Source organism: Flavobacterium sp. RSP46 (assembly GCF_003984825.1).
Classification (GTDB): domain Bacteria; phylum Bacteroidota; class Bacteroidia; order Flavobacteriales; family Flavobacteriaceae; genus Flavobacterium.
Map to the genome: position 1 here is coordinate 401,498 of NZ_RYDM01000001.1, position 21,093 is coordinate 422,590.

Below are 21,093 nucleotides of genomic sequence, written 5' to 3' on the forward strand. Positions count from 1 at the left end.
TTAAAAAAATCTGCGAAAATTTGCAGAATCTGCGTGCCAAAAACCGCATATCCTTTTTGCGAAAAAAAATAAAACAATGAACACATTTAGATCGGTTTTTGACAACTACGATTGGGAAACAATCAAAACAAAAATATACCATACCACTTCGATAGAAGTCGAATCTGCGTTAGACAAAAAAAAACGCAGTCTCGATGATTTTCTGAGATTGATTTCGCCAGCTGCCAAACCTTACTTAGAGCAAATGGCACAACTCACACAGGAATCAACCAAAAAAAGATTTGGCAAAACGATTCAAATGTATGCGCCTTTGTATTTAAGCAACGAATGCCAAAACATTTGTACGTATTGTGGGTTTAGTTTAGACAACAAAATCAAACGAAAAACACTGACCGAAAATGAAATTACGCAAGAAATTAAAGTCTTAAAAAAAGCAGGATTTGATCATGTTTTATTAGTTACAGGCGAAGCCAATCAGACCGTAAACATTCATTATTTTCTAAAGGCAATTGCTCAGATAAAAAACGATTTCTCCACCATTTCAGCCGAAGTACAACCCTTGTCAACAGAAGAATACGAACAATTACACGAAGCCGGTGTCTATTCGATTTTAGTCTATCAGGAAACCTACCACCGTGATGTTTACAAACAGTACCATACCAAAGGAAAGAAATCCAATTTTGATTTTCGTTTAGAAACACCCGATCGCATAGGAACTGCGGGCATTCATAAAATAGGCTTGGGTGTCTTATTGGGATTAGAAGATTGGCGCACTGACAGTTTTTTTAATGCCTTGCATTTAGATTATTTACAAAAAACGTATTGGCAAACGAAATATGCAGTTTCATTTCCCAGATTACGACCGGCAGAAGGTGTAATTAAACCCAACTTTATCATGGATGATGCTGATTTGACCCAGCTCATTTGTGCCTACCGTTTGTGGAATGAAGACTTAGAAATCTCCCTGTCTACCCGGGAGAACGAAAAATTCCGGGATAATATTATTCCCATTGGAATCACTAGTATGAGTGCAGGTTCTAAAACTAATCCTGGGGGTTATTCAGTTGACCCACAATCCTTGGAGCAATTTGAAATCAGTGACGAACGTTCTGCGGCAGAGATTGCAAAAGTCATTTACAGTAAAGGATATGAACCCGTTTGGAAAGATTGGGACAGAAATTTTAGTCAAAAGTCGAAAGTCTAAAAGTTTAGAAATCAACAAAAAAATTAGACAAGAGACAAGAGTCTAAAAATTTAGAAAGCAACATGGGGCCACACCTTAATATTTATTACTAATAGCAACTAACTTTAAAAAAGTTCTCGACTGCGCTCGAATTGACTTGTTTTTAACTTTTGACTTTAAAACTTTCCAACTTTATGACTTTTGACTTTATAACTGTCCAACTTTATGACTTTTCAACTTTAAAACTAAAAAAATGAGTATCATTCAGGATTTTTTACGCTATAACCGCCAGATGATGATGCCGGAAATAGGCGATTCCGGACAGGAAAAACTCAAAAAAGCGAAAGTTTTAGTGATCGGCGCAGGGGGACTGGGTTGTCCTGTTTTACACTATATAACAACCGCTGGAGTAGGGACTATTGGTATAGTTGATTTTGACAAAATTGAATTGCACAACTTGCACCGTCAAATTTTATATACGGAGAGGCACGTTGGTCAATTAAAAGCAATCACGGCAAAATCAGTTTTGGAAACTTTAAATCCATTGATAAGTATTATTGCTTTTGAAGAAAAATTAACGGTAGAAAACGCCAAAAAAATCATCATGGATTTTGATGTAGTTGTTGATGGTTGTGATAACTTTGAAACCCGTTATCTGGTAAATGATACTTGCGTAACATTAGGTAAATCATTGATTTACGGCAGCATCTTAAAATTCGAGGGGCAAATGGCCGTTTTTAACCATAATGGAAATAAAAATCTTCGGGACTTATTCCCGAAACCTCCAAATCCTAAAGATGTTCCTAATTGTAATTTGAACGGAGTATTGGGCACACTTCCGGGAATTATTGGCACCATGATGGCGCATGAAACGTTGAAACTTGTTATGGATTTACCGACATTGGAAAATGAATTGGTTCTTTTTAATACGCTGGATTGGAGTTTTAAGAAGCTGGAATTTTAAGAGTTATTTGCTTTTTAATATTTTGATAAAATCTGTTCTGTCGATTTCCCTGCAACCTAAACTTTCAAGATGCGGATTATAAACCTGACAATCCAAAAGTTTGTAATCTTCTTTTTTTAATTGGTTGACCAAAGCTATAAAAGCCGTTTTCGACGCATTAGATACTTTCGAGAACATACTTTCACCACAAAAAATACCTCCCAAATCAATTCCATATAAACCACCAACTAAAACCTCATCTTGCCAAACCTCAACCGATTTTGCTATTCCTACTTCATGCAGCTTACAATAGGCTTCAATCATGTCATTGGTAATCCAAGTCCCGTTTTGACCGTCACGTTCTATATTTTGACAATTTGAAATTACATCTCTGAAATTTTGATTGAAAGTAACACTGAAAATATTCCGGTTCAGGATATTTCGCATGCTTTTAGATACAATCAATTCATCGAGAAATAGCACCATTCTGGGATTTGGAGACCACCACATAATAGGTTCTCCCGCTTCAAACCAAGGAAAAATGCCGCTTTGATACGCAAGTCGCAAGCGTTCCGGGGACAAATCACCTCCAATGGCCAAAATTCCATCGCAATTGGCTTGGTCAACAGGAGGGAAAAATAAGGTTGGGGATAAATAATACATTTTTCAATTTCAAAAATCAATACCAATTTCAAAAAATAAAAAAGTCAGAAATTCAAGTAAAACTCAAACTTCTGACTTCTAAATTCTAACTTTTTCATCCCTTAGAAAGGCAAATCGTCTGCTTCTTCTTCGTTTAGGTTTGTTGCTGGTGCAAATGCTTCAGTAGCCGGCATCGGAGGCATTTGAGCAGCAGTGGCTTCTGTGGCTACTCTTTCTACTCTCCATCCTTGAATTGCATTAAAATATTTAGTCACTCCTTGTGGGTCAACCCATTCGCGTCCTCTTAAATTGATCGAAACTTTAACCGCTTCACCTACTTTAAAACTGTTCAATAAATCGCATTTATCTTGTACAAATTCTACTAAAATATGTTGTGGATATTGCTCCTCGGTGGTTACGACCAATTCTCTTTTTAAGAAACTTCCGCTTCCCACATTTTTTGCATCCCCAAGCATTTTAATTTTTCCTGTAACTTCCATCTTCGTTGTTTTTAATGTTATTTATATTATTTTTTTGCCAAAAGTACTTTCCAAGCCGATAAGACATCATTCTCATTCAGGTATTTTTTTGCCTCCAAGTGTACTTTTTGCTGGTCATCAGCACTTAAAACTCCTTTTACAGCAAAATTCTGTTTTACAAATATACTAACTTCTTCCATTGTGGGCAAGGCTTCTATATTCCCTAACATCCCTAAATCATTTCCGTTAAAAACCGAACTTTCTTTAACAAAATTTGGAATGGCATCCACTCCAATTCCTAAAGTAGACAAGGGTTTTGGCACTTCAAAAAGCCCTTGGTTTGATCTGGAATACCAATTGCTGCCTAACCTGGAAACCAAGTCAATTTTATATTGATCAATCGCACCATTTTCGTCTAAAACAGACTCGTCAATATGAATGCGAACAACTTCACACAGTACTAAATTCCCCGCACCTCCTTCTGTTCCCAGCGGAATAATCTGAGTGACTTTGCATTCAAATTGAACCGGTGATTCTTTTACTCGAAAGGGTTTCACCACCTCTGAAGCAATCGGAGTCAAGCCTGATTTTAAAAACTCATCCACACCATGAGCATACTCTGTACTGGCCAGCGAAATCTGTTGTACCATGTCATAATTCACCACATTAATGACTACTTCCCGAGTTGCTTCAGCATTGATCAACGTGTGTTTTATCGAATTATCACGAACGCGCCTTGCTGGTGAAAAAATAAGGATTGGAGGATTGGCGCTGAACACATTAAAAAAACTAAAAGGCGATACATTAGCATTACCTTCCGCATCCATAGTACTGGCAAAAGCAATAGGTCTAGGTCCAACTGAACTTTGCAAATAGCCTTGTAATTTTGCCGTTTCGATACTTTTAGGATCAATCGTAATCATATTTTTTACTTTATAGCTGTACTCTACAAAAGTAAACAAATCGGATCAGTTTATGAAAGAGTATATCCAATTAGAATAAAATTACATCTGAATTTACTCTAAAAAAAAATCTTTCTTTAAAACTAAAATACCACAGCGTTTATTTCGTTATATTTATAATTCAAATTTTCATTTATGCAGTTTTCTGAAAGAAGAAATACAACCCGTTGGATTATAATTTCTGCCTCTTTTTTAATCATTTCACTGATTCTTTGGAACACATACACTTTTTTTCAAATCTTCAAAAACGAAGAACGATTAAAAATGAATCTTTGGGCACAAGCCCAAAAAACACTCATTAATGCCAATGAAAATACAGATGTTGATCTTCCGCTGCAAATTTTCAGTGACAACACTTCAATTCCTATTATACTGACAGAGAATGACAGCATCATAAACACCGTAAATATTGACGACGCTATTGTAAAAAATAATTCAAAGGCAGTCGCATTCTTGCAGAACTTAAAAAACGAAAACGTACCCATAGTCATTGAGTATGTCCCTGGGAAATTTCAAAAATTATATTACGGCAACTCGGCTTTACTGAATAAATTGAAATATTATCCCGTTGCTTTAGTGCTGATCATAGTGCTTTTTGGCGGTTTAGTTTATAATTTTTATAGAAGCACCAAAATGGCAACACAAAACAAACTTTGGGCAGGAATGGCGAAGGAAACGGCGCATCAAATAGGCACACCACTTTCTTCATTAATTGGTTGGGTTGAACTCCTGAAATCTGAAAACATGGATGAAAGTACTACTTTCGAAATTGAAAAAGATATTGAGCGTTTGCAAACCATAACCGATCGTTTCTCGAAAATAGGATCGGAACCCAAATTAGAAAACAAAGATATTGTAGCCGAAACACAACAATCTTACGACTATTTGCAATCCCGATTCTCCAAACAAATTGAGTTTTCGTTCCAAGCGCCAAAAACTCCTATTATGGTATCTCTTAATCCTACGCTGCACAGTTGGGCCATCGAGAATTTAGTAAAAAACGCCATCGATGCAATGAAAGGAAAAGGAAAATTAGCTTTAGAAATTGAACAAGAAGGGGATTATGTAAAAATAAATGTTTCTGATACTGGCGGAGGAATTCAAAAACAACAATTTAAAACCATTTTCGAACCTGGATTTACCACTAAAAAACGCGGATGGGGATTGGGACTTTCACTAACCAAAAGAATCGTGGAAGAATACCACAAAGGAACCATCAAAGTACTGAACTCCGAAATTGGAAAAGGAACCACCATGCAAGTGAGTTTAAAAAAAAGCAACCTAGCGTAATGGAACTCCAAACTATGTAACTTTAGAAAACATTGTTTTTCTGACTATTTTGGACTTACTCAAATAATTTTTAACAAACAATGCGTGCTCTTCGGCTTGCGCCAAAGAGGCTCCAATTGATTTTTTAATCGATGTGACATTAGAAACGTTTTGATTACCAACGGAACCCACGATATACATATCGTTTTGACACTTTACCAGTTTCATTCTCGGAATTTCAATCATACGGCTAATTTCAGTATCTGAAAAAGAAGGCTTAAACTTATTGTTTCGATAGTGTATAAAATCATTCAACAATACAACCGCTTTTTGTCAATTTCAGCTGCTGTCCAAGCATGAGCCAAGTCACTTACTTTTCCGTTTTGTTTGGTATATCTTTCAATGATATAGGATTGGATTCCTATCTTTTGCACAAGCGCATTAAAAACCGTTGCATAATGAATGCAAACCCCTTTTTTAGTTTTTAATGTCTTCGTGATTTTCTCAGCTCCCGTTTCATGGGAATTTACGGCATACCTATTCGCAACATCATAGCTGATGTTAGATGCGGTCCAATAGAAATCAGCTCTTATTTTATCGGTTTCTGTTTTAAAATTAGCATTGATATAATTGGCAATAGCTTCAGTAGATATAGTTGAATTAGCTGGAATAGCTGCCGTTTTAGCATCAACCAATAGATATCCGGGATTGACCTGTCCAACACTCATAAAGGAGAAAAAGAAGGTAAGCAACAAAAATATATTTTTCATAGCCTCGAATGTAAGTAATAACCATGGTATAATGTCGTATTTTAAAATCAGGATAAAATTATTTAACAATCTGATTTAAAGCTATTTTACTTAAAGTTAATTCTTTTGACTTTACGACTTTTAAACTTTCGACTTACTTAAGTTCTCTAAAATAGAAAAGGGAATCGGTTTTCACCTATTCCCTTTTAAACTAAAATCATACCAATTTGTTTTATTTGTGCAAATTTACAAATTGGTTTTAATACTTTCTGCCAACGCTTCAAATTCATTTTTGGACAGCGATACTTTATTTTGAAAACGCATTTCATCCATTTCATTCAATGGAATCAAGTGAACGTGCGCATGAGGAACTTCAAGTCCTACAACTGCCATTCCGATTCGTTTACACGGAACCGTTTTTTCAAGCGCAACTGCGATTTTTTTAGAAAACTGCATCAGTCCAATATATAAATCATCTTCCATCTCAAAAATCTTATCAATTTCTTGTTTCGGAATACAAAGTGTGTGTCCTTTTGCATTTGGATTTACATCCAAAAAAGCCAAGAAATTTACATCTTCAGCAATCTTGTAGCACGGAATTTCTCCGTTTATAATTTTGGTAAATATACTTGACATTGTGAAATTGGTTAATTGTTGAATCGATTAATCGGTTAACCGAATAAACCTTTAATTAGTCGCGAGATATTTCTAAAATTTCGAATTTCAACACACCGTTTGGAACCGTGATCTCAGCAAATTCTCCAACTGATTTTCCTAACAAACCTTTTCCAATAGGTGAGGTTACCGAGATTTTACCTGTTTTTAAATCGGCTTCACTTTCGGCAACTAATGTATAAGTCATTTCCATTCCGTTCGTTTGGTTTTTGATTTTTACATTGGATAATACCAATACTTTAGAAACATCCAGATGGGTTTCATCAATCAATCTGGCGTTAGAATGTACTTCTTCCATTTTGGCAATACGCATTTCCAGCATCCCTTGTGCTTCTTTTGCGGCATCGTATTCTGCATTCTCAGAAAGATCACCTTTATCTCGTGCTTCAGCTATATCAGCCGATGCTTTTGGGCGCATTACGCTTTTTAAATAATCTAATTCTTCTCTTAATTTTTTTAAGCCTTCTGCTGTGTAATACGATACTGTACTCATAAATTCTTCATTTATATAAATAGAAAAAATCCCATCAGGACGGGATTTCTTTCCACAAAGATATTATTATTATTTTTTCGTCGATAAATATATGTTAATCATATATAATTCAAAGTTAAATAAATTAAATTTGTTTCACTAATACTTCGACACTATTTTAAAATGAAAAAAATTCTGCTGCTCTTCGTTGTTATTCCTTTATTTTTTTCGTGTAGTGATTCTGGTTTTGACAACACCAATCCATTTGTGCCTAATTATACTTTCGCCGTAGACCTGAACCTGAATTTGCCGGAATACTCTAATCTTAAATTCGTTAGTAATGCGGTTTATGTATCCGGAATAGGCGCTCGAGGTGTTATTGTTTTCAATACAGGCAGTGGTTACAATGCTTTTGATGCCGCTTGTCCCAATCAAGCGATGAGTTCTTGTTCTACCATGACCATAAATGGGATAAATGCCGTTTGCGGATGCGACGGTAAAGAATACAGTTTATTTACCGGACAAGGAACTTTACAATATCCTATGAAGCAGTATCGCGTTCAAGTCAATGGAAATGTGCTTCGGGTTTATAATTAATTACAAATGCGAATCAAGGGTTAAAATATTAAGTTTATAAAGGCAGCTGCTATCTTGCCAAACAGCTGCCCTAATAATCTTTTTGTGGATCTAACTTTGCATGCTCTTTGAATATTGGTTTTTTCAATCAACCAATTAAAAAGGGATTCAATAGGTTGTCTAATTCTTGATACTGCTGTTGAATACAAGTCGTTTGAAACTTTATCTCTATTTCTAATTTCTTGAGATTCTCCTTTTACTGCTTTAACGGGTGTGAACATTACAGCGTTTTTTTCTTTTTCAAAATCAGATAAAAATTCTTTGTTTTGATAAATTTTATCTCCAAAAGAACATCTATCTTCTTAACCCTTGATTCGCATTTCTAATAAAACAATATCAAAGTCGGTTCGAATAGTCACTTTTCCTTTTGAAACTTTGGCTTCTTTTCCGGAATAGGCATCTCTTACTCTAGATCCATCTTCAAAAATAGGGGCTACAATAATTTCTTTTTTGCCAGTAGAGAGATCCAGACCAACCACTATTTTGTCTGTGAAAGTTCCTTTAGTGTATGTTCTTGAAAATGTGTAGGGCGTGTCCGAAATCATGGTGTGAATTCCAGCTCCCACAGCAGGATGGTTCTTTCTGAACTTTCCTAATTTTCTCCAGTGTGTCAGTATTTTTTTAGTTTCAGGATTGGATTTTATGTCTTTCCAGTTCATAAAGGAGCGTAAGGTAGCATCGCCGTTTGTACCTTCAATTACTAAGGGACGTGCACTTTCATCACCATAATATACTTGAGAAAGTCCCGGACTCAACAATAATTTTGTACCGGCTTCGATGCTTTTGGTGCGTTTTGCATCAAATGGAGCGCCGTCATCATGTGAGGATAAATAGTTTAAAACACTGTATCCTTTTAAATCGGTGTTGAGCTTGTCCGAGTATTTTGAGAATATGAATTCATAGTCTTTTTGGGCGTCCCATTTGAACTCAAAATTGATCATATTGTTGAAACCATTTTTAAAATAGTTTATTTTTTTATCTCCAAAATCAAAATCTTGTCCGCCGCTGATACCATAATTATAGACTTCGGCAATGGTGTAAAAGGAGTTGTTATCCAGTACTTTTGTAGGGTTTTTTTTCTTCCAAGTCTCAAATGAATAGTCACATTGCGTTTTGAAATCTGCCCAGACGGTTTCGTCTGTATGTTTTACGGTATCTCCTCTGTAGCCGTCTATCCCATAATCAGCAACGTAGTCTGTCAGCCATTTTATGATGTAATATTTTGGAGTTTTAGGATAGCCTGTCCGAGAAAAAAAAGCATCTAACTCATTCATTTCCTGTTCGTATCGACCTTCTTTTTTCCATTTTTCGACAAGAAAAGGAGGTAAGTCTACATTCTGGGTGCTTTCAGTTCTGATGTCTGGAAGATTGGCCACCAAAGTGCAGGTTGTTGTATTTTGATAATTTTTATAATCACAAACCGGATTGGTACGAACCCAGTAATTTGGCCAAACAGTATCTATTTCAGTCACAGGACCGGTGTGATTAATGACGCCGTCAAGAATGATTCTGATTCCTCGTGCATGCGCTTTTTTTACTAATTCAGCTAATTCTTTTTTAGTTCCAAAATTGGGATCTAATGCCGTCCAATCTTTGGCCCAATAGCCATGATAGCCATAACTCAATCCAGTGCCCTCATCTACAGCGTCATGAATTTGTTCCACTACAGGAGTAAACCAAATGGCATTTATCCCTAGTTTGTCAAAATAACCTTCTTCAATTTTTTTAGTAATTCCTTTGATATCTCCTCCTTCAAAACCACGAAGTTTTCCTGTAGTTTTAGTTCTGTTTAAAGTAATGTCATTGGAACGATCACCATTATTAAAGCGATCTGTCATAAGGAAATAGACATTAGCACCTTCCCAGACAAAAGGGGTTTTTTTTGTCTTTTTTATTGGAGTGTTGTTTTCCGTAACAGGTTTGGTACCGGAACAACTCACGCAAAAAGCGAGCACGGATAGAATTAATAGTAAAGATTTTTTTTTCATTTTTTTTTAAATTGAATAATTATTTTTTTGCTGGAGCTTCTTTTTCAAGGAGCAGCAGTCAGTATCTGGTATTTTTTTCAGTAGTTCTCCGGATTCTTGTATTTTAGAGTGTGAATTACTTCAGTTCTAAAATCAAAACAGATTTAGGTTCGATTATAATTTCGTTCGTCACGTCAAAGGTGAGTTCAGAAATGACATCTTTTCCAGTTTTAAAGTCTTTGATATTTTCTTCGAAACGATGTGTGTTTACCGTCTTGGTTTCGTTGCTGTTGTTCATTAAAACCATTACCGTTTCATTTGCATTGTATCTAAAATAAGCATAGATATTATTTTCCGGAATATAATGGGTTGTTTTTCCAAAATGAACCACTGCTTTTGTTTTTCTCCATTGGAACAATTTGGCGGTAAAATCAAAATAGTGGTTTTGCTCCGGAGTTCGTCCTTCCTTCGTAAAAGCATTGTTTTTATCGCCTTCCCAACCGCCTGGAAAATCAAGACGAATAGCTGCATCACCTTTGTTTTTATCACCGGCCATGCCTATTTCGCTTCCGTAATACAATTGTGGAATCCCGCGAACGGTAGCCATCAAAGTCATTGCCATTTTGTATTTTCTGATATCGTTCCCATAGGTTTGATTGATGCGATTGGTATCATGATTTTCTGCAAATAGTAACATATTATTGACATTAGGATACAGAAAATCATTGGTAAAATTGTCATAGAGTTTTACCATTCCTTTGTCCCAAGAGCCGTCATCTTCATTGAAAACTTTAGTGACTGCTTCATATAATGTAAAATCCATTACACTTGGCAGATATGAATTGTAATTTTGTATTGCTGCAATTTTACTGTCTTTTTGCCAATACGCCATTTGCGCTTGACTTTGCATCCAGACTTCGCCTACAATATTAAAATTGGGGTATTCATCGGTTATGGATTTGGTCCATTTTGCAATTCCTTTTGGATCAGAATAATTGTAGGTGTCGACTCTGAAGCCATCTAAATCAGCATATTCTATCCACCAAATGGCATTTTGAATCAAGTATTTTAAAGTCAACGGATTCTTCAAATTTAAATCGGGCATCGATGGGACAAACCAACCGTCCAGCGTGATTTTTTTATCAATTTCAGAGGCATTGGTGTCGTGAATAACTGTTCTTTTATGATTTGTTTGGGTGTAGGTGTCAAATTGATTGATCCATTCTTTTGTGGGTAAATCCTTGATCATCCAATGTTCAATTCCCCAGTGATTCGTCACGTAATCCATCACCAGTTTCAGGTCTTTTTTATGCATTTCAGCAGCCAATCGAACATAATCTTCATTGGTTCCGTAACGGGGATCTATTTTATACACATCAGATTGTCCGTAGGTGTGATACGAAAAAGCAGCGTCATTATCCTCGCACAGTGGTGTACTCCAAATTGTTGTTGCACCTAGTTCTGCTATGTAATCCAGATTTTTTATAATCCCTTCAATATCGCCACCGTGTCTTCCTCCGGGTAATTCTCTATTGTATTTTTCTTGGGTTGAATTTTCACTATCGTTGTTTCTGTTTCCGTTGGCAAAGCGATCTGGCATCAACAAATACATCATATCCGAAGCGTCAAAGCTTTTGCGTTGCGCTGAGTTTTCTCTTCTTTTCTTAAGGCTGTATTTTTGTGTAAAGGTTTCTTTACTGTTGTTTTTAAAGGTAAAAATCAGATCTGATGCCACCACTTTTTTAGTGTCAATGGTAACAAATAGGTAGTTGGGATTTTCCGTTCTTTTTACGTCGGTTATTTTTATGCCATTAGAAACCGTTACTTGGTTTTGAGCAATGCCTTTGCCATAAAAAAGAATTTGCAGCTCTGGATTCTGCATTCCTGCATACCAAAAAGGGGGTTCCACTTTGTCGATTTGCGCATGTACAGTTATTGACATAAAAAAAAGGAATAAAGTTATTTTTTTTAGAAAGCTTCTGTTTAAGAACGGAAATTGATCTGTTTTCTTCATTGTATGTATTTTTTAGTGCTATTTAATGTTGTATTGGCTTCAAATAAAACGGATTCATGTTTGAAAAGAACTATTTCAGCATTTTAGAGGCCATTCTTTTTTTATTTAAGAGTAGTTTTCAATCGAACAATCCCAATAGATATTGGGATTGTCAGTAAGCCTAGCAAGGCTTGGGTTCAAATGATAGAATTAACTACAAGTTCTAGCAAATGTTAGTTTACGGAGACTAAATTTTCAGTAGTGACCACAAGAGTCTTGCCATTTACCACAATTTCCAATTCTTTATCTCCAAGAATTGTAAATGAAGTCTCTTTATGATTGATCGCTACTTTCAGAATTTGATTTCTAAAGTTGATTTTAAACGAATAGCCTTTCCATTGTTTTGGGATTTTTGGAGAAAAATGAAGCGTATCATCTTTAACTCTCATTCCGCCAAAACCTTCTACGATACTCATCCATGTTCCGGCCATTGATGTTATATGACACCCTTCTTCGACCTCTTTATTGTAATCATCAAGATCCAGACGTGACGTTCTCAAATAGAACGAGTACGCCATGTCCATTTTGTCTAATAAAGCGGCTTGAATCGAGTGTACGCAGGGCGAAAGGGAGCTCTCATGAACCGTAAAGGATTCATAAAATTCAAAATTGTTTTTCAGTTCTTCTTTCGAAAAATGATCTTCAAAGAAATAAAAACACTGTAAAACATCGGCTTGTTTGATGTATGGCGAACGCAAAATTCTATCCCAAGACCATTTCTGATTGATGGGTCTTTGGCTTTTATCCAAATCAACTACACGAACCAATTCTTTGTCCAAGAAACCGTCTTGTTGCAAGTACACATTATGTTCTTCCGAAAAAGGGAAGTACATATTGTCCGAAATTTTTTTCCAAGACTGTAATTCGGAATCGGAGATTTTTACCTTTTCTGTAATTCTTTTGTGATCCGAAGGATATTCCAGCGATACTTTCTGAATTTGTTCGTAGGTATATTCCAGACACCATTTTGCAATATAATTGGTGTAAAAATTATTGTTTACGTTGTTCTCATATTCGTTTGGACCCGTAACGCCAAGAATTACATATTGGTTTAAATTAGTCGAAAAATTCGCTCTTTGATGCCAGAAACGAGCAATTCCTATTAATACTTCCAGTCCTTTTTCAGGAATATAACTGTAATCGCCAGTGTATCTGTAAAAGTTATAAATGGCAAAAGCGATAGCTCCGTTTCTATGAATTTCTTCAAAAGTAATTTCCCATTCGTTATGACATTCCTCGCCGTTCATCGTCACCATTGGATACAAAGCTGCTCCGTTAGTAAATCCTAATTTAGTAGCGTTTTCAATGGCTTTATCCAATTGATTGTAACGGTACGTCAATAAATTCCGAGCCACTTCCTGATCTTTGGTCGCCATGTAAAACGGAATGCAGTACGCTTCCGTATCCCAATAGGTAGAACCTCCGTATTTCTCTCCGGTGAAACCTTTTGGACCAATATTCAATCGGGAATCTTTGCCTAAATAGGTTTGGTTTAATTGGAAAATATTGAAACGAATTCCTTGTTGTGCCTTAACATCGCCATCAATTGTAATGTCTGACATTTCCCAAATTTTTGCCCAAGCATCAATCTGGTCCTGCAACATTTGGTCATAGCCTACTGCTAAAGCGGATTGAATCACTTTTTCGGCAGCAGTAATGGTATTTTCATGGTTTAAAGAAACCGTATACCCGCCAATTTTTTGGATCGATGATTTTTGACCCTGTCCCACAATTACATCATAACTAAACTGAATTTTGTCAGCAGTTGCATCAATATTAGAAGGAGAAATTCCCGTTTTTTCACCACTAGTAAAAATGCTATTTTGCATGAAAGTGGTTACTTTGAAATGTGTTTTGAAGGTTTGTGCCGTTACAAAAGCTTCATTTCCTGATTTTTTTACATCAAGCGGTTCCCAGAATTTTTCTTCCCAGTTCGCATCTTCATTGGTTACACCAGCATCAATATAAGGTTTGTAAACGATTTTTGAATCTTTGTTCAAAGGGGTAATTTCATAATTGATAACCCCAACTTCATCCAACACGATTGAAAGAAAACGACGAATACTAACTGCGATTTCGGTTCCGTTTTTTAAAGTGGCTTCAAAAGAGCGGTGGTACCAACCTTCTTTCATGTTCAGCTCCCGACGAAAGTTTTTAACTTCAGCACAGGTATTCAAATCTAATTTTTCTCCATTGATTTCAATATCAATTCCAATCCAGTTTGGTGCATTCAAAACTTTAGCAAAGTATTCCGGATACCCGTTTTTCCACCAGCCCACTTTGGTTTTATCCGGATAATAAATTCCCGCAATATAACTTCCCTGAAATGTTTCACCAGTATAATTTTCTTCAAAATTAGCCCGTTGTCCCATAGCACCGTTGCCAATGCTGAACAGACTTTCAGATGATTTTACACACTCGGCATCAAATCCTTCTTCTATGATAGACCAATTGTCTGGTTTTATATAATCTTGATTCATTTTTTATAATTTAAAAATTCAAAGATTAAAAATTATTGTGATGCACAAATAATATTATCCTTTTTACTTTTTTGAATTTGTTTCGTTATTTGTTAATTAATTCTTCTATGAATTGGGTATCGATAGCTGTAAAATCGTTGAAGATGTATTTTGCTTCGTGCAAAGTAGTTGCTTCCCCAATTCCTATGCTGGTCATATTACCAATATTCGCCGCTTGAACTCCTGCGACTGAATCTTCAAAAACAATTGAATCTTCTGGTTTTATTTTTAATAATTTTGCGGCCATTAAGAATACTTCCGGATCGGGTTTCGCATTGGTCACATCATTTCCGTCTACAACAGCGTCAAAATAAGAGAGTAGTCCTGTTTTTTCTAGAATGGGTCTGGCGTTTTTACTGGCTGAACCCAATGCGATGGGTTGGCTGTTTTGTTTTAAAAATTTTAAAATTTCAAAAACTCCCGGAAGAATCTCACTTTCATTCATATCCACTAAATAAGATAAGTATTCCTCGTTTTTTTGGACTAACCATTGGTCTTTGTCTTCTTGTGAGGCGGTTACTTTTCCTAGTTCTAATATAATATCCAAAGAGCGCACCCGGCTGACTCCTTTTAGTAATTCGTTGTGTTCCAGTGTAAATTCGATATTTAATTCATTTGCAATTTTTTGCCACGCTAAATAATGGTATTTAGCCGTGTCTACAATCACTCCGTCTAGGTCGAATATAAATGCTTTTGTATTCATTGATTATTGTTTTATTAGGTCATCAACATCTTGTACTTTAACTACTAAAACAGCAGCAATCAAAAAGCTGACACCACTAGTGACTAATGCAAATATGGCATTGTCATGGTATACATATTTAACTAATGGTCCGCCAATTAAGGCATTGATAATTTGGGGAATAACGACAAAGAAGTTGAAAATACCCATGTAAACTCCCATTTTCATTGGGGAGATCGATCCGGCTAATATGGCATACGGCATAGATAGAATACTAGCCCAAGCGATACCCACTGCAACCATAGAAAGAATAAGCCAGTTTTCGTTAGGGACAAAATAGATCGAAATTAATCCAAGGCCACCAATAATAAGGGATAGGGAATGGGTTAATTTTCTTCCGATTTTTTTTGCGATATAAGGCAACGCAAAAGCATAGAAAGCAGAAACCAAATTGTAAATACCAAACAACACGCCAACCCAGTCTCCTGCGTTTTGATACGCCTCACTTTTGCTGTCCGAAATAGGTAAACCATAAATATGATGGGCTATGGCCGGAGTGGTAAAAACCCACATTCCAAACAAACCAAACCAAGAGAAAAATTGTACCCAGCTCAATTGCCGCATCGTGGTAGGCATTTTTCTGAAATCATCAAAAATGTCCAGTACGCTGGATTCTTTAGCATTGGCATCAGCCACTTTGGTTTTCTGATGCGCCATTTCGTCTTCAAATTGGGCTAGCTCTTCCGGAGAATATTCTTTGGTAGAAAAAATGGAAACCAGGATAGAACCTATAAGTATAACAGCTCCAATTACAAAAGATAAAATCAAATGCATGGGAACACCGCCATCCTTATCTCTATTGGAAACGCCAAACCAATTCGTCAAAACATAAGGCAGCCAAGAACCAATCACGGCACCGAAACCAATTAAGGCGGTTTGTACGCTAAATCCAAGTGTTCTTTGATCCGTTCTTAAATTGTCGCCTACTAAAGCCCTGAAAGGTTCCATAGCAATATTGAAAGAGGCATCCATAATCATCAACATTCCGGCACCTACCCATAAGGCAGGCAAAAGAGCAATGAAAATTTCGGCTTGCGGCATTAATATTAAACCAATGGAGGCCAACAAAGCACCCACTAAAAAGAAGGGTTTTCGTCTTCCAAATTTTCCCCACGTTTTATCACTGTAATGGCCTATGATGGGCTGTACAATAAGTCCCATCAACGGGGCAATGATCCAAAACCAGGATAGTTCGTGCACATCAGCACCAAAAATCTGAAGAATTCTGCTGGCATTAGCATTTTGCAGTGCAAAACCCATCTGTATTCCCAGAAATCCGAAACTCATGTTCCAAATTTGCCAGAAACTTAATCTACGCTTTTCCATTATCGTAATTTATAAATTAATACGATAAGCGATATGCTTATCAAAACTTGTCTTATTTTCGAAGTAAAAGTGAGGCTTTGATGGGGTAAATATAAAAATATATTTTAAACTTTTGTTTTTCAGATACAAATAAAAAGAAACATTTTTCACTACAAGGTTGTAGTACTGAATATAATACAGCTGTTTTAAAAATTAGTCACAGTTTTCAGTCGCAGTTTTATGAAGGCAACTGAAAACGTATAATATCTAATGTGTAGATTCTCTTTCTATCAGATGCGTTTCAATTACTTCAGTTTTGTAATTTTCATCTTCTTCATCTTCCTCAGATTCGAGTCTTTCAATCAGCATTTTTGCCGCTTTATTTCCCATTTTGATACCATTCTGACTTACAGTAGTAATAGTAGGTGTAGAATATTTAGAAATGATACCATCTGTAAAGGCAATAACGGCTAAGTCTTTAGGGACATTTAATCCTATTTTATTGGCAGTTTTAATTATCGTTACTGCAAAAAGTTCGTTTACAGCAAAGACGGCATCAATGGCTTTGTCTTCTAATAGTTTTCCAATAGTGATTTCGCAGGTATCAACATCTTCAATTTTGATAATAAGATTTTCATTGAAGGGGATGTCATTGTCCAGTAATGCTTTGATATAACCATCTGTGCGAAGTTTACCCACACTCACATAGTCAACAGTGGTAACTAAGGCGATTTTTTTCCGTCCTTTATTAATCAAGCTCTGAACGGCTTCATAGGCTGCAGATTGATCGTCTATAATGACTTTATCGCAAAGGATATCGTTCGTAACTCTGTCAAACATGACTACAGGCATTCCCTGATTGATGACTTCTGTAATGTGGTGAAAATCGCCTTTGAATTGGGTTTCTTTAGACAGTGACATAATGAATCCGTCAATACTGCCGTTAGCGAGCATTTCCATATTCAGGACTTCTTTATCAAAGGAATCGTCTGAGAGGCAAATGAGTACGCTATACCCGTTTTCATTGGCCACTTGTTCAATTCCATTGATGACCGTGGAGAAGAAATGATGCACAATTTCCGGGATGATAATTCCAATGGTTTTTGTTTTTCTGTTTTTTAGGCTCAGCGCAATATTATTGGGTTTGTAATTGTAAAATTTGGCGAAAGCTTGTACTTTAAGTCTGGTTTCCTCGCCTATTTCTGGACTGTTCCGTAATGACTTAGAAACGGTAGAAATAGAAACGTCTAATTCTTTGGCAATTTGTTTAAGCGTTATTTTCCTTTTCATGTGGAGAGGGAGTAAAATTTTATTTCGTAATAAAGATAAAATTTAATTTTACAAATGGTAATTAAACGGGTTAAAATTTAAATAAAACAAAAAGTTTTCAACACTATTACGTTTTCGTAACCCAATTAAAAAGGGCTCTTGTCGGGCGTGCAAAAATTTACATAAATTTAACATTCGAAGTAATAGTTACGCTTGAAAATTCAAGGAAAATTCAATTAAATTAAAGAAAATGTATGAAAACAATTTATAAAAAGTTGTTGATTTTAGTACTGCTGCTCCCTTTTAGTGTTCTGGCTCAGAATATTGTTGGCGGAACCGTTCTTGATAAAGTGTCAGGAGAGCCAATTCCGGGAGTAAACATAAATGTACAGGGTACAAATAATGGTGTTTCTACTGATTTTGATGGTAAATATCAGTTGTCTAATGTAAAAAGAGGGGATAAAATTGTGTTCTCTTATATTGGTTACACCAATACGGTCGTGACTTATGTTGCTCAAAATTCATTAAACGTGTCTTTAGAAGAAGATGCCAATCAATTAAAAGAAGTGGTGATCCAAGTGGGTTACGGGACTGTTAAGAAAAAAGATGCTACAGGAGCGGTAACCGTGCTGACTTCCAAAGATTTTAATAAAGGACCTGTTACTTCTGCAGATCAAATGATAACAGGGAAAGTAGCTGGTTTGCAGGTTATTAATGGAGGAGGTTCTCCAGGTGAAGGTGCAACTATCAGAATTAGAAGTGGCTCTTCACTATCTGCTAATAACGATCCGTTGTATGTTATTGATGGTGTGCCGGTTGCTGCTGGTGGCGTAGAAGGAAGTAGAAATCCTTTGAGTACTATTAATCAAAATAATATTGAATCGATTACGGTTTTGAAAGATGCTTCGGCAACTGCTATCTACGGATCTCGTGCTTCGAATGGGGTAATTATCATTACTACCAAAAAAGGTAAAGCAGGGGAAATGCAAATTAATTATAATGCAAACTTCCAGGTTTCTGAAATCACGAATAAAGTAGATGCTTTATCAAGTACACAATTCAGAGATTTTGTAACGGCTAACGGAAATGCTGCTCAAATCGCGTTGATGGGTGCTGCTGATACAGATTGGCAGGATGAAATATTCAGAACAGCTATTGGTACAGATCATAATATTGCCCTAAGCGGTGGTTCTGATAATATAGTGTACAGAGCCTCTGTGGGATATGCTAATTTGAATGGTATCTTAAAAAGAGATAACGTGGAGCGTACTACAATGTCTGCTGGTATAACCGGAAACTTCTTTGACGATCATTTAAAGATAGAATTGAATAATAATACGTCTCTGATTAATAGTAATTATAGTAATCGTGGTGCTATTGGTTCAGCCATTCGTTTTGATCCAACACAGGCGGTAAGAAATCCTGACGGAACCTTTTTTCAATGGTATACGTCTCCAACTGAAATCAACCAATTGGCAGGCAGAAACCCATTGTCTCAAATCGAACAACAAAACAGTTTTGGAACAGCGTACAGAAGCATTGGAAATATTCAAACCGAATATAAAATGCATTTTTTACCAGAATTAAAAGCAGTAGCTAATTTTGGATACGATCAATTAACAGGACGTTCATTTGGTAATACAGAAGCTAATTTTTTGAATGGACTTTCCGGTTCCGGTTTCAACAATACGTATGAAAGAACTCAGTCACGTTTCAATAAATTGATGGATTTGTACTTGAATTACAACAAAAAAGTAGAATCAATCAATACCGTTTTTGATGTTACCGGTGGGTATTCCTACCAAGATTTCAGAGAGACTTTTTACTCCTCCAATTTTAATTTTCAGAGTAATAACACTACGGTAGATCCTAATTTTCCGTCTCGTATCAACTTGCAGTCTTTCTTTGCAAGAACAAATATTAATATCGCCGATAAGTATTTAGTGACTTTGTCCTATAGACGTGATGGTACTTCAAGATTTACAGAATCAAATCGTTGGGCTAATTTCCCTGCTGTTGCTTTGGCTTGGAAACTGAACGAAGAAAACTTTTTGAAAGACGTAAGTAGTATTTCTACCTTAAAAATCCGTGGGGGTTGGGGTATTACCGGACAACAGGATATTGGAATAAGTTATCCATCTATTCCGTTGTATTTAGCCTCTAATACTGCTGCTCAATACCCGTTTGGAAGTCAGTTTTACACTACTTACAGACCACAGCCGTACAACAGTAATTTAAAATGGGAACAAACCACCACTGTGAATGCAGGGTTGGATTTTGGATTTTTGAACAATAGAATCAATGGTAGTGTTGATTTGTACAAAAGAACAACAGAAGATTTATTATTGTACACACAAAATCCATCTTTCTTCGGGTTTTCAAATTTTGACAATTATAACGTAGGAACAATTGAAAATAGGGGGATTGAGATTGCTGCAGAAGTAATCCCATTTCGTTCTGATGATTTTGAATGGAGAATTGGCGGAAACGTAACCTTTCAAGAGTCTAAAATCACTAAGCTGACTACTACACTTCCTAATACGCCAGGAATTAATGTTGGAGGCTATGAAGGTGCTACCGGAAATTTTATTCAAAATCACCAAGTGGGTTATGCACCAAGTTCTTTTTACGTGTATGAGCAAGCGTATGGTGTAAACGGAAAACCTTTAGATGGGGTGTATGTTGACAGAAATCAAGATGGAATAATATCAGAGTTGGATAAATACCGTTTTCATAAACCGGCAGCAGATGTTTTTTACGGGTTTAACACTAGTGTGACCTACAAAAATTTTGACATGGGAATGAACTGGAGAGGATCATGGGGTAATTACAATTACAACAATGTGGATTCCAGTAAAGGATCTTTCAATAATATTTTGATCAGAAACACAGATTTGTCAAACGGAGTTGAAAATGTTTTGGAAACAGGTTTCAGATCTAATGATACCAAACGTTTCGAATCTGATTATTACATTCAAGACGCGTCTTTTGTAAGATTAGACAACGTAAGTGTTGGATATACTTTCAATCAAAAAGAGAATACGTCTTCATTAGTTAAATTGACATTGTCAGCACAAAATGTTTTGTTAATAACTAAATATCAAGGATTAGATCCGGAGGTTGTTGATGTTCTTGGAAGGACTCAAGGTATAGACGGGAATTTATACCCACGACCAATTACTTTCACGTTAGGTTTAAACGTTAATTTCTAATACAAATAGCAAGAAA

At 36.1% G+C, this 21,093-nt stretch carries 19 protein-coding genes; 5 read left to right on the plus strand and 14 right to left on the minus strand.

Going from position 1 to position 21,093, the window contains the following annotated elements; genetic code table 11:
- Positions 1 to 76: 76 nt before the first annotated feature.
- Positions 77 to 1,204 carry a 2-iminoacetate synthase ThiH gene (gene thiH, locus EKM01_RS01820; RefSeq protein ID WP_126766515.1) on the plus strand — a complete coding sequence of 376 codons (1,128 nt, stop codon included), beginning with the start codon at positions 77 to 79 and terminating at the stop codon, positions 1,202 to 1,204.
- 232 nt (positions 1,205 to 1,436) lie between these two features.
- Positions 1,437 to 2,147, plus strand: coding sequence for a HesA/MoeB/ThiF family protein (locus EKM01_RS01825; RefSeq protein WP_126766519.1), 711 nt, complete (start codon positions 1,437 to 1,439; stop codon positions 2,145 to 2,147).
- 3 nt (positions 2,148 to 2,150) lie between these two features.
- On the opposite strand, the gene aat is transcribed toward EKM01_RS01825, so the two are convergent.
- The 3 genes from aat to EKM01_RS01840 form a co-directional block, all read right to left on the minus strand.
- On the minus strand, positions 2,151 to 2,789 hold the full coding sequence (gene aat / locus EKM01_RS01830) for a leucyl/phenylalanyl-tRNA--protein transferase (RefSeq protein ID WP_126576938.1): 639 nt from the start codon (positions 2,787 to 2,789) through the stop codon (positions 2,151 to 2,153).
- A 101-nt stretch (positions 2,790 to 2,890) separates the two neighbouring features.
- On the minus strand, positions 2,891 to 3,268 hold the full coding sequence (locus EKM01_RS01835) for a DUF3127 domain-containing protein (protein ID WP_126766523.1): 378 nt from the start codon (positions 3,266 to 3,268) through the stop codon (positions 2,891 to 2,893).
- Between the two features lie 26 nt (positions 3,269 to 3,294).
- Positions 3,295 to 4,170: a flavin reductase family protein gene (locus tag EKM01_RS01840; RefSeq protein ID WP_126458313.1), complete on the minus strand. Its 876-nt coding sequence runs from the start codon at positions 4,168 to 4,170 to the stop codon at positions 3,295 to 3,297.
- Between the two features lie 174 nt (positions 4,171 to 4,344).
- Between EKM01_RS01840 and EKM01_RS01845 the strand changes: the two genes are divergently transcribed.
- Positions 4,345 to 5,499, plus strand: coding sequence for a HAMP domain-containing sensor histidine kinase (locus EKM01_RS01845; RefSeq protein WP_126576937.1), 1,155 nt, complete (start codon positions 4,345 to 4,347; stop codon positions 5,497 to 5,499).
- A 12-nt stretch (positions 5,500 to 5,511) separates the two neighbouring features.
- Here the strand turns inward: EKM01_RS01845 and EKM01_RS01850 are convergent, their stop codons facing one another.
- The 4 genes from EKM01_RS01850 to greA form a co-directional block, all read right to left on the minus strand.
- The gene (locus tag EKM01_RS01850; RefSeq protein WP_126458319.1) at positions 5,512 to 5,724 is read right to left on the minus strand and encodes a hypothetical protein; all 213 of its coding nucleotides are present in this window, start codon (positions 5,722 to 5,724) and stop codon (positions 5,512 to 5,514) included.
- Positions 5,725 to 5,789: 65 nt separating this feature from the next.
- Positions 5,790 to 6,248, minus strand: coding sequence for a transglutaminase-like domain-containing protein (locus EKM01_RS01855; protein WP_126553113.1), 459 nt, complete (start codon positions 6,246 to 6,248; stop codon positions 5,790 to 5,792).
- Positions 6,249 to 6,473: 225 nt separating this feature from the next.
- Entirely contained in the window at positions 6,474 to 6,863 is a 390-nt protein-coding gene (locus tag EKM01_RS01860; protein ID WP_126553115.1) for an HIT family protein, read from the minus strand.
- A 55-nt stretch (positions 6,864 to 6,918) separates the two neighbouring features.
- Positions 6,919 to 7,395, minus strand: a complete 477-nt coding sequence (gene greA / locus EKM01_RS01865) for a transcription elongation factor GreA (RefSeq protein ID WP_126561246.1) — start codon at positions 7,393 to 7,395, stop codon at positions 6,919 to 6,921.
- Positions 7,396 to 7,557: 162 nt separating this feature from the next.
- Here greA and EKM01_RS01870 point away from each other — a divergent pair, with 162 nt between their 5' ends.
- Positions 7,558 to 7,971 carry a hypothetical protein gene (locus EKM01_RS01870; RefSeq protein WP_126458331.1) on the plus strand — a complete coding sequence of 138 codons (414 nt, stop codon included), beginning with the start codon at positions 7,558 to 7,560 and terminating at the stop codon, positions 7,969 to 7,971.
- Between the two features lie 20 nt (positions 7,972 to 7,991).
- Here EKM01_RS01870 and EKM01_RS01875 read toward each other — a convergent pair whose 3' ends face one another.
- The 7 genes from EKM01_RS01875 to EKM01_RS01905 form a co-directional block, all read right to left on the minus strand.
- Positions 7,992 to 8,231, minus strand: coding sequence for a transposase (locus EKM01_RS01875; protein ID WP_126561245.1), 240 nt, complete (start codon positions 8,229 to 8,231; stop codon positions 7,992 to 7,994).
- 81 nt (positions 8,232 to 8,312) lie between these two features.
- On the minus strand, positions 8,313 to 9,998 hold the full coding sequence (locus tag EKM01_RS01880; RefSeq protein WP_126458338.1) for an alpha-amylase family glycosyl hydrolase: 1,686 nt from the start codon (positions 9,996 to 9,998) through the stop codon (positions 8,313 to 8,315).
- A gap of 115 nt (positions 9,999 to 10,113) precedes the next feature.
- Positions 10,114 to 11,991: a glycoside hydrolase family 13 protein gene (locus tag EKM01_RS01885; protein WP_126766527.1), complete on the minus strand. Its 1,878-nt coding sequence runs from the start codon at positions 11,989 to 11,991 to the stop codon at positions 10,114 to 10,116.
- 212 nt (positions 11,992 to 12,203) lie between these two features.
- Positions 12,204 to 14,510 (minus strand): glycoside hydrolase family 65 protein, encoded by a 2,307-nt coding sequence (locus tag EKM01_RS01890; protein WP_126740339.1) that lies wholly within the window; start codon positions 14,508 to 14,510, stop codon positions 12,204 to 12,206.
- Between the two features lie 85 nt (positions 14,511 to 14,595).
- Positions 14,596 to 15,252, minus strand: a complete 657-nt coding sequence (gene pgmB, locus EKM01_RS01895) for a beta-phosphoglucomutase (RefSeq protein ID WP_126766531.1) — start codon at positions 15,250 to 15,252, stop codon at positions 14,596 to 14,598.
- Between the two features lie 3 nt (positions 15,253 to 15,255).
- Positions 15,256 to 16,617 (minus strand): MFS transporter, encoded by a 1,362-nt coding sequence (locus tag EKM01_RS01900; protein WP_126766536.1) that lies wholly within the window; start codon positions 16,615 to 16,617, stop codon positions 15,256 to 15,258.
- 246 nt (positions 16,618 to 16,863) lie between these two features.
- Complete coding sequence (locus EKM01_RS01905; RefSeq protein ID WP_126766540.1) at positions 16,864 to 17,886, minus strand: LacI family DNA-binding transcriptional regulator; 1,023 nt, start codon at positions 17,884 to 17,886, stop codon at positions 16,864 to 16,866.
- A 233-nt stretch (positions 17,887 to 18,119) separates the two neighbouring features.
- Here EKM01_RS01905 and EKM01_RS01910 point away from each other — a divergent pair, with 233 nt between their 5' ends.
- Positions 18,120 to 21,077, plus strand: a complete 2,958-nt coding sequence (locus EKM01_RS01910; RefSeq protein WP_126766545.1) for a TonB-dependent receptor — start codon at positions 18,120 to 18,122, stop codon at positions 21,075 to 21,077.
- Positions 21,078 to 21,093: the final 16 nt, after the last annotated feature.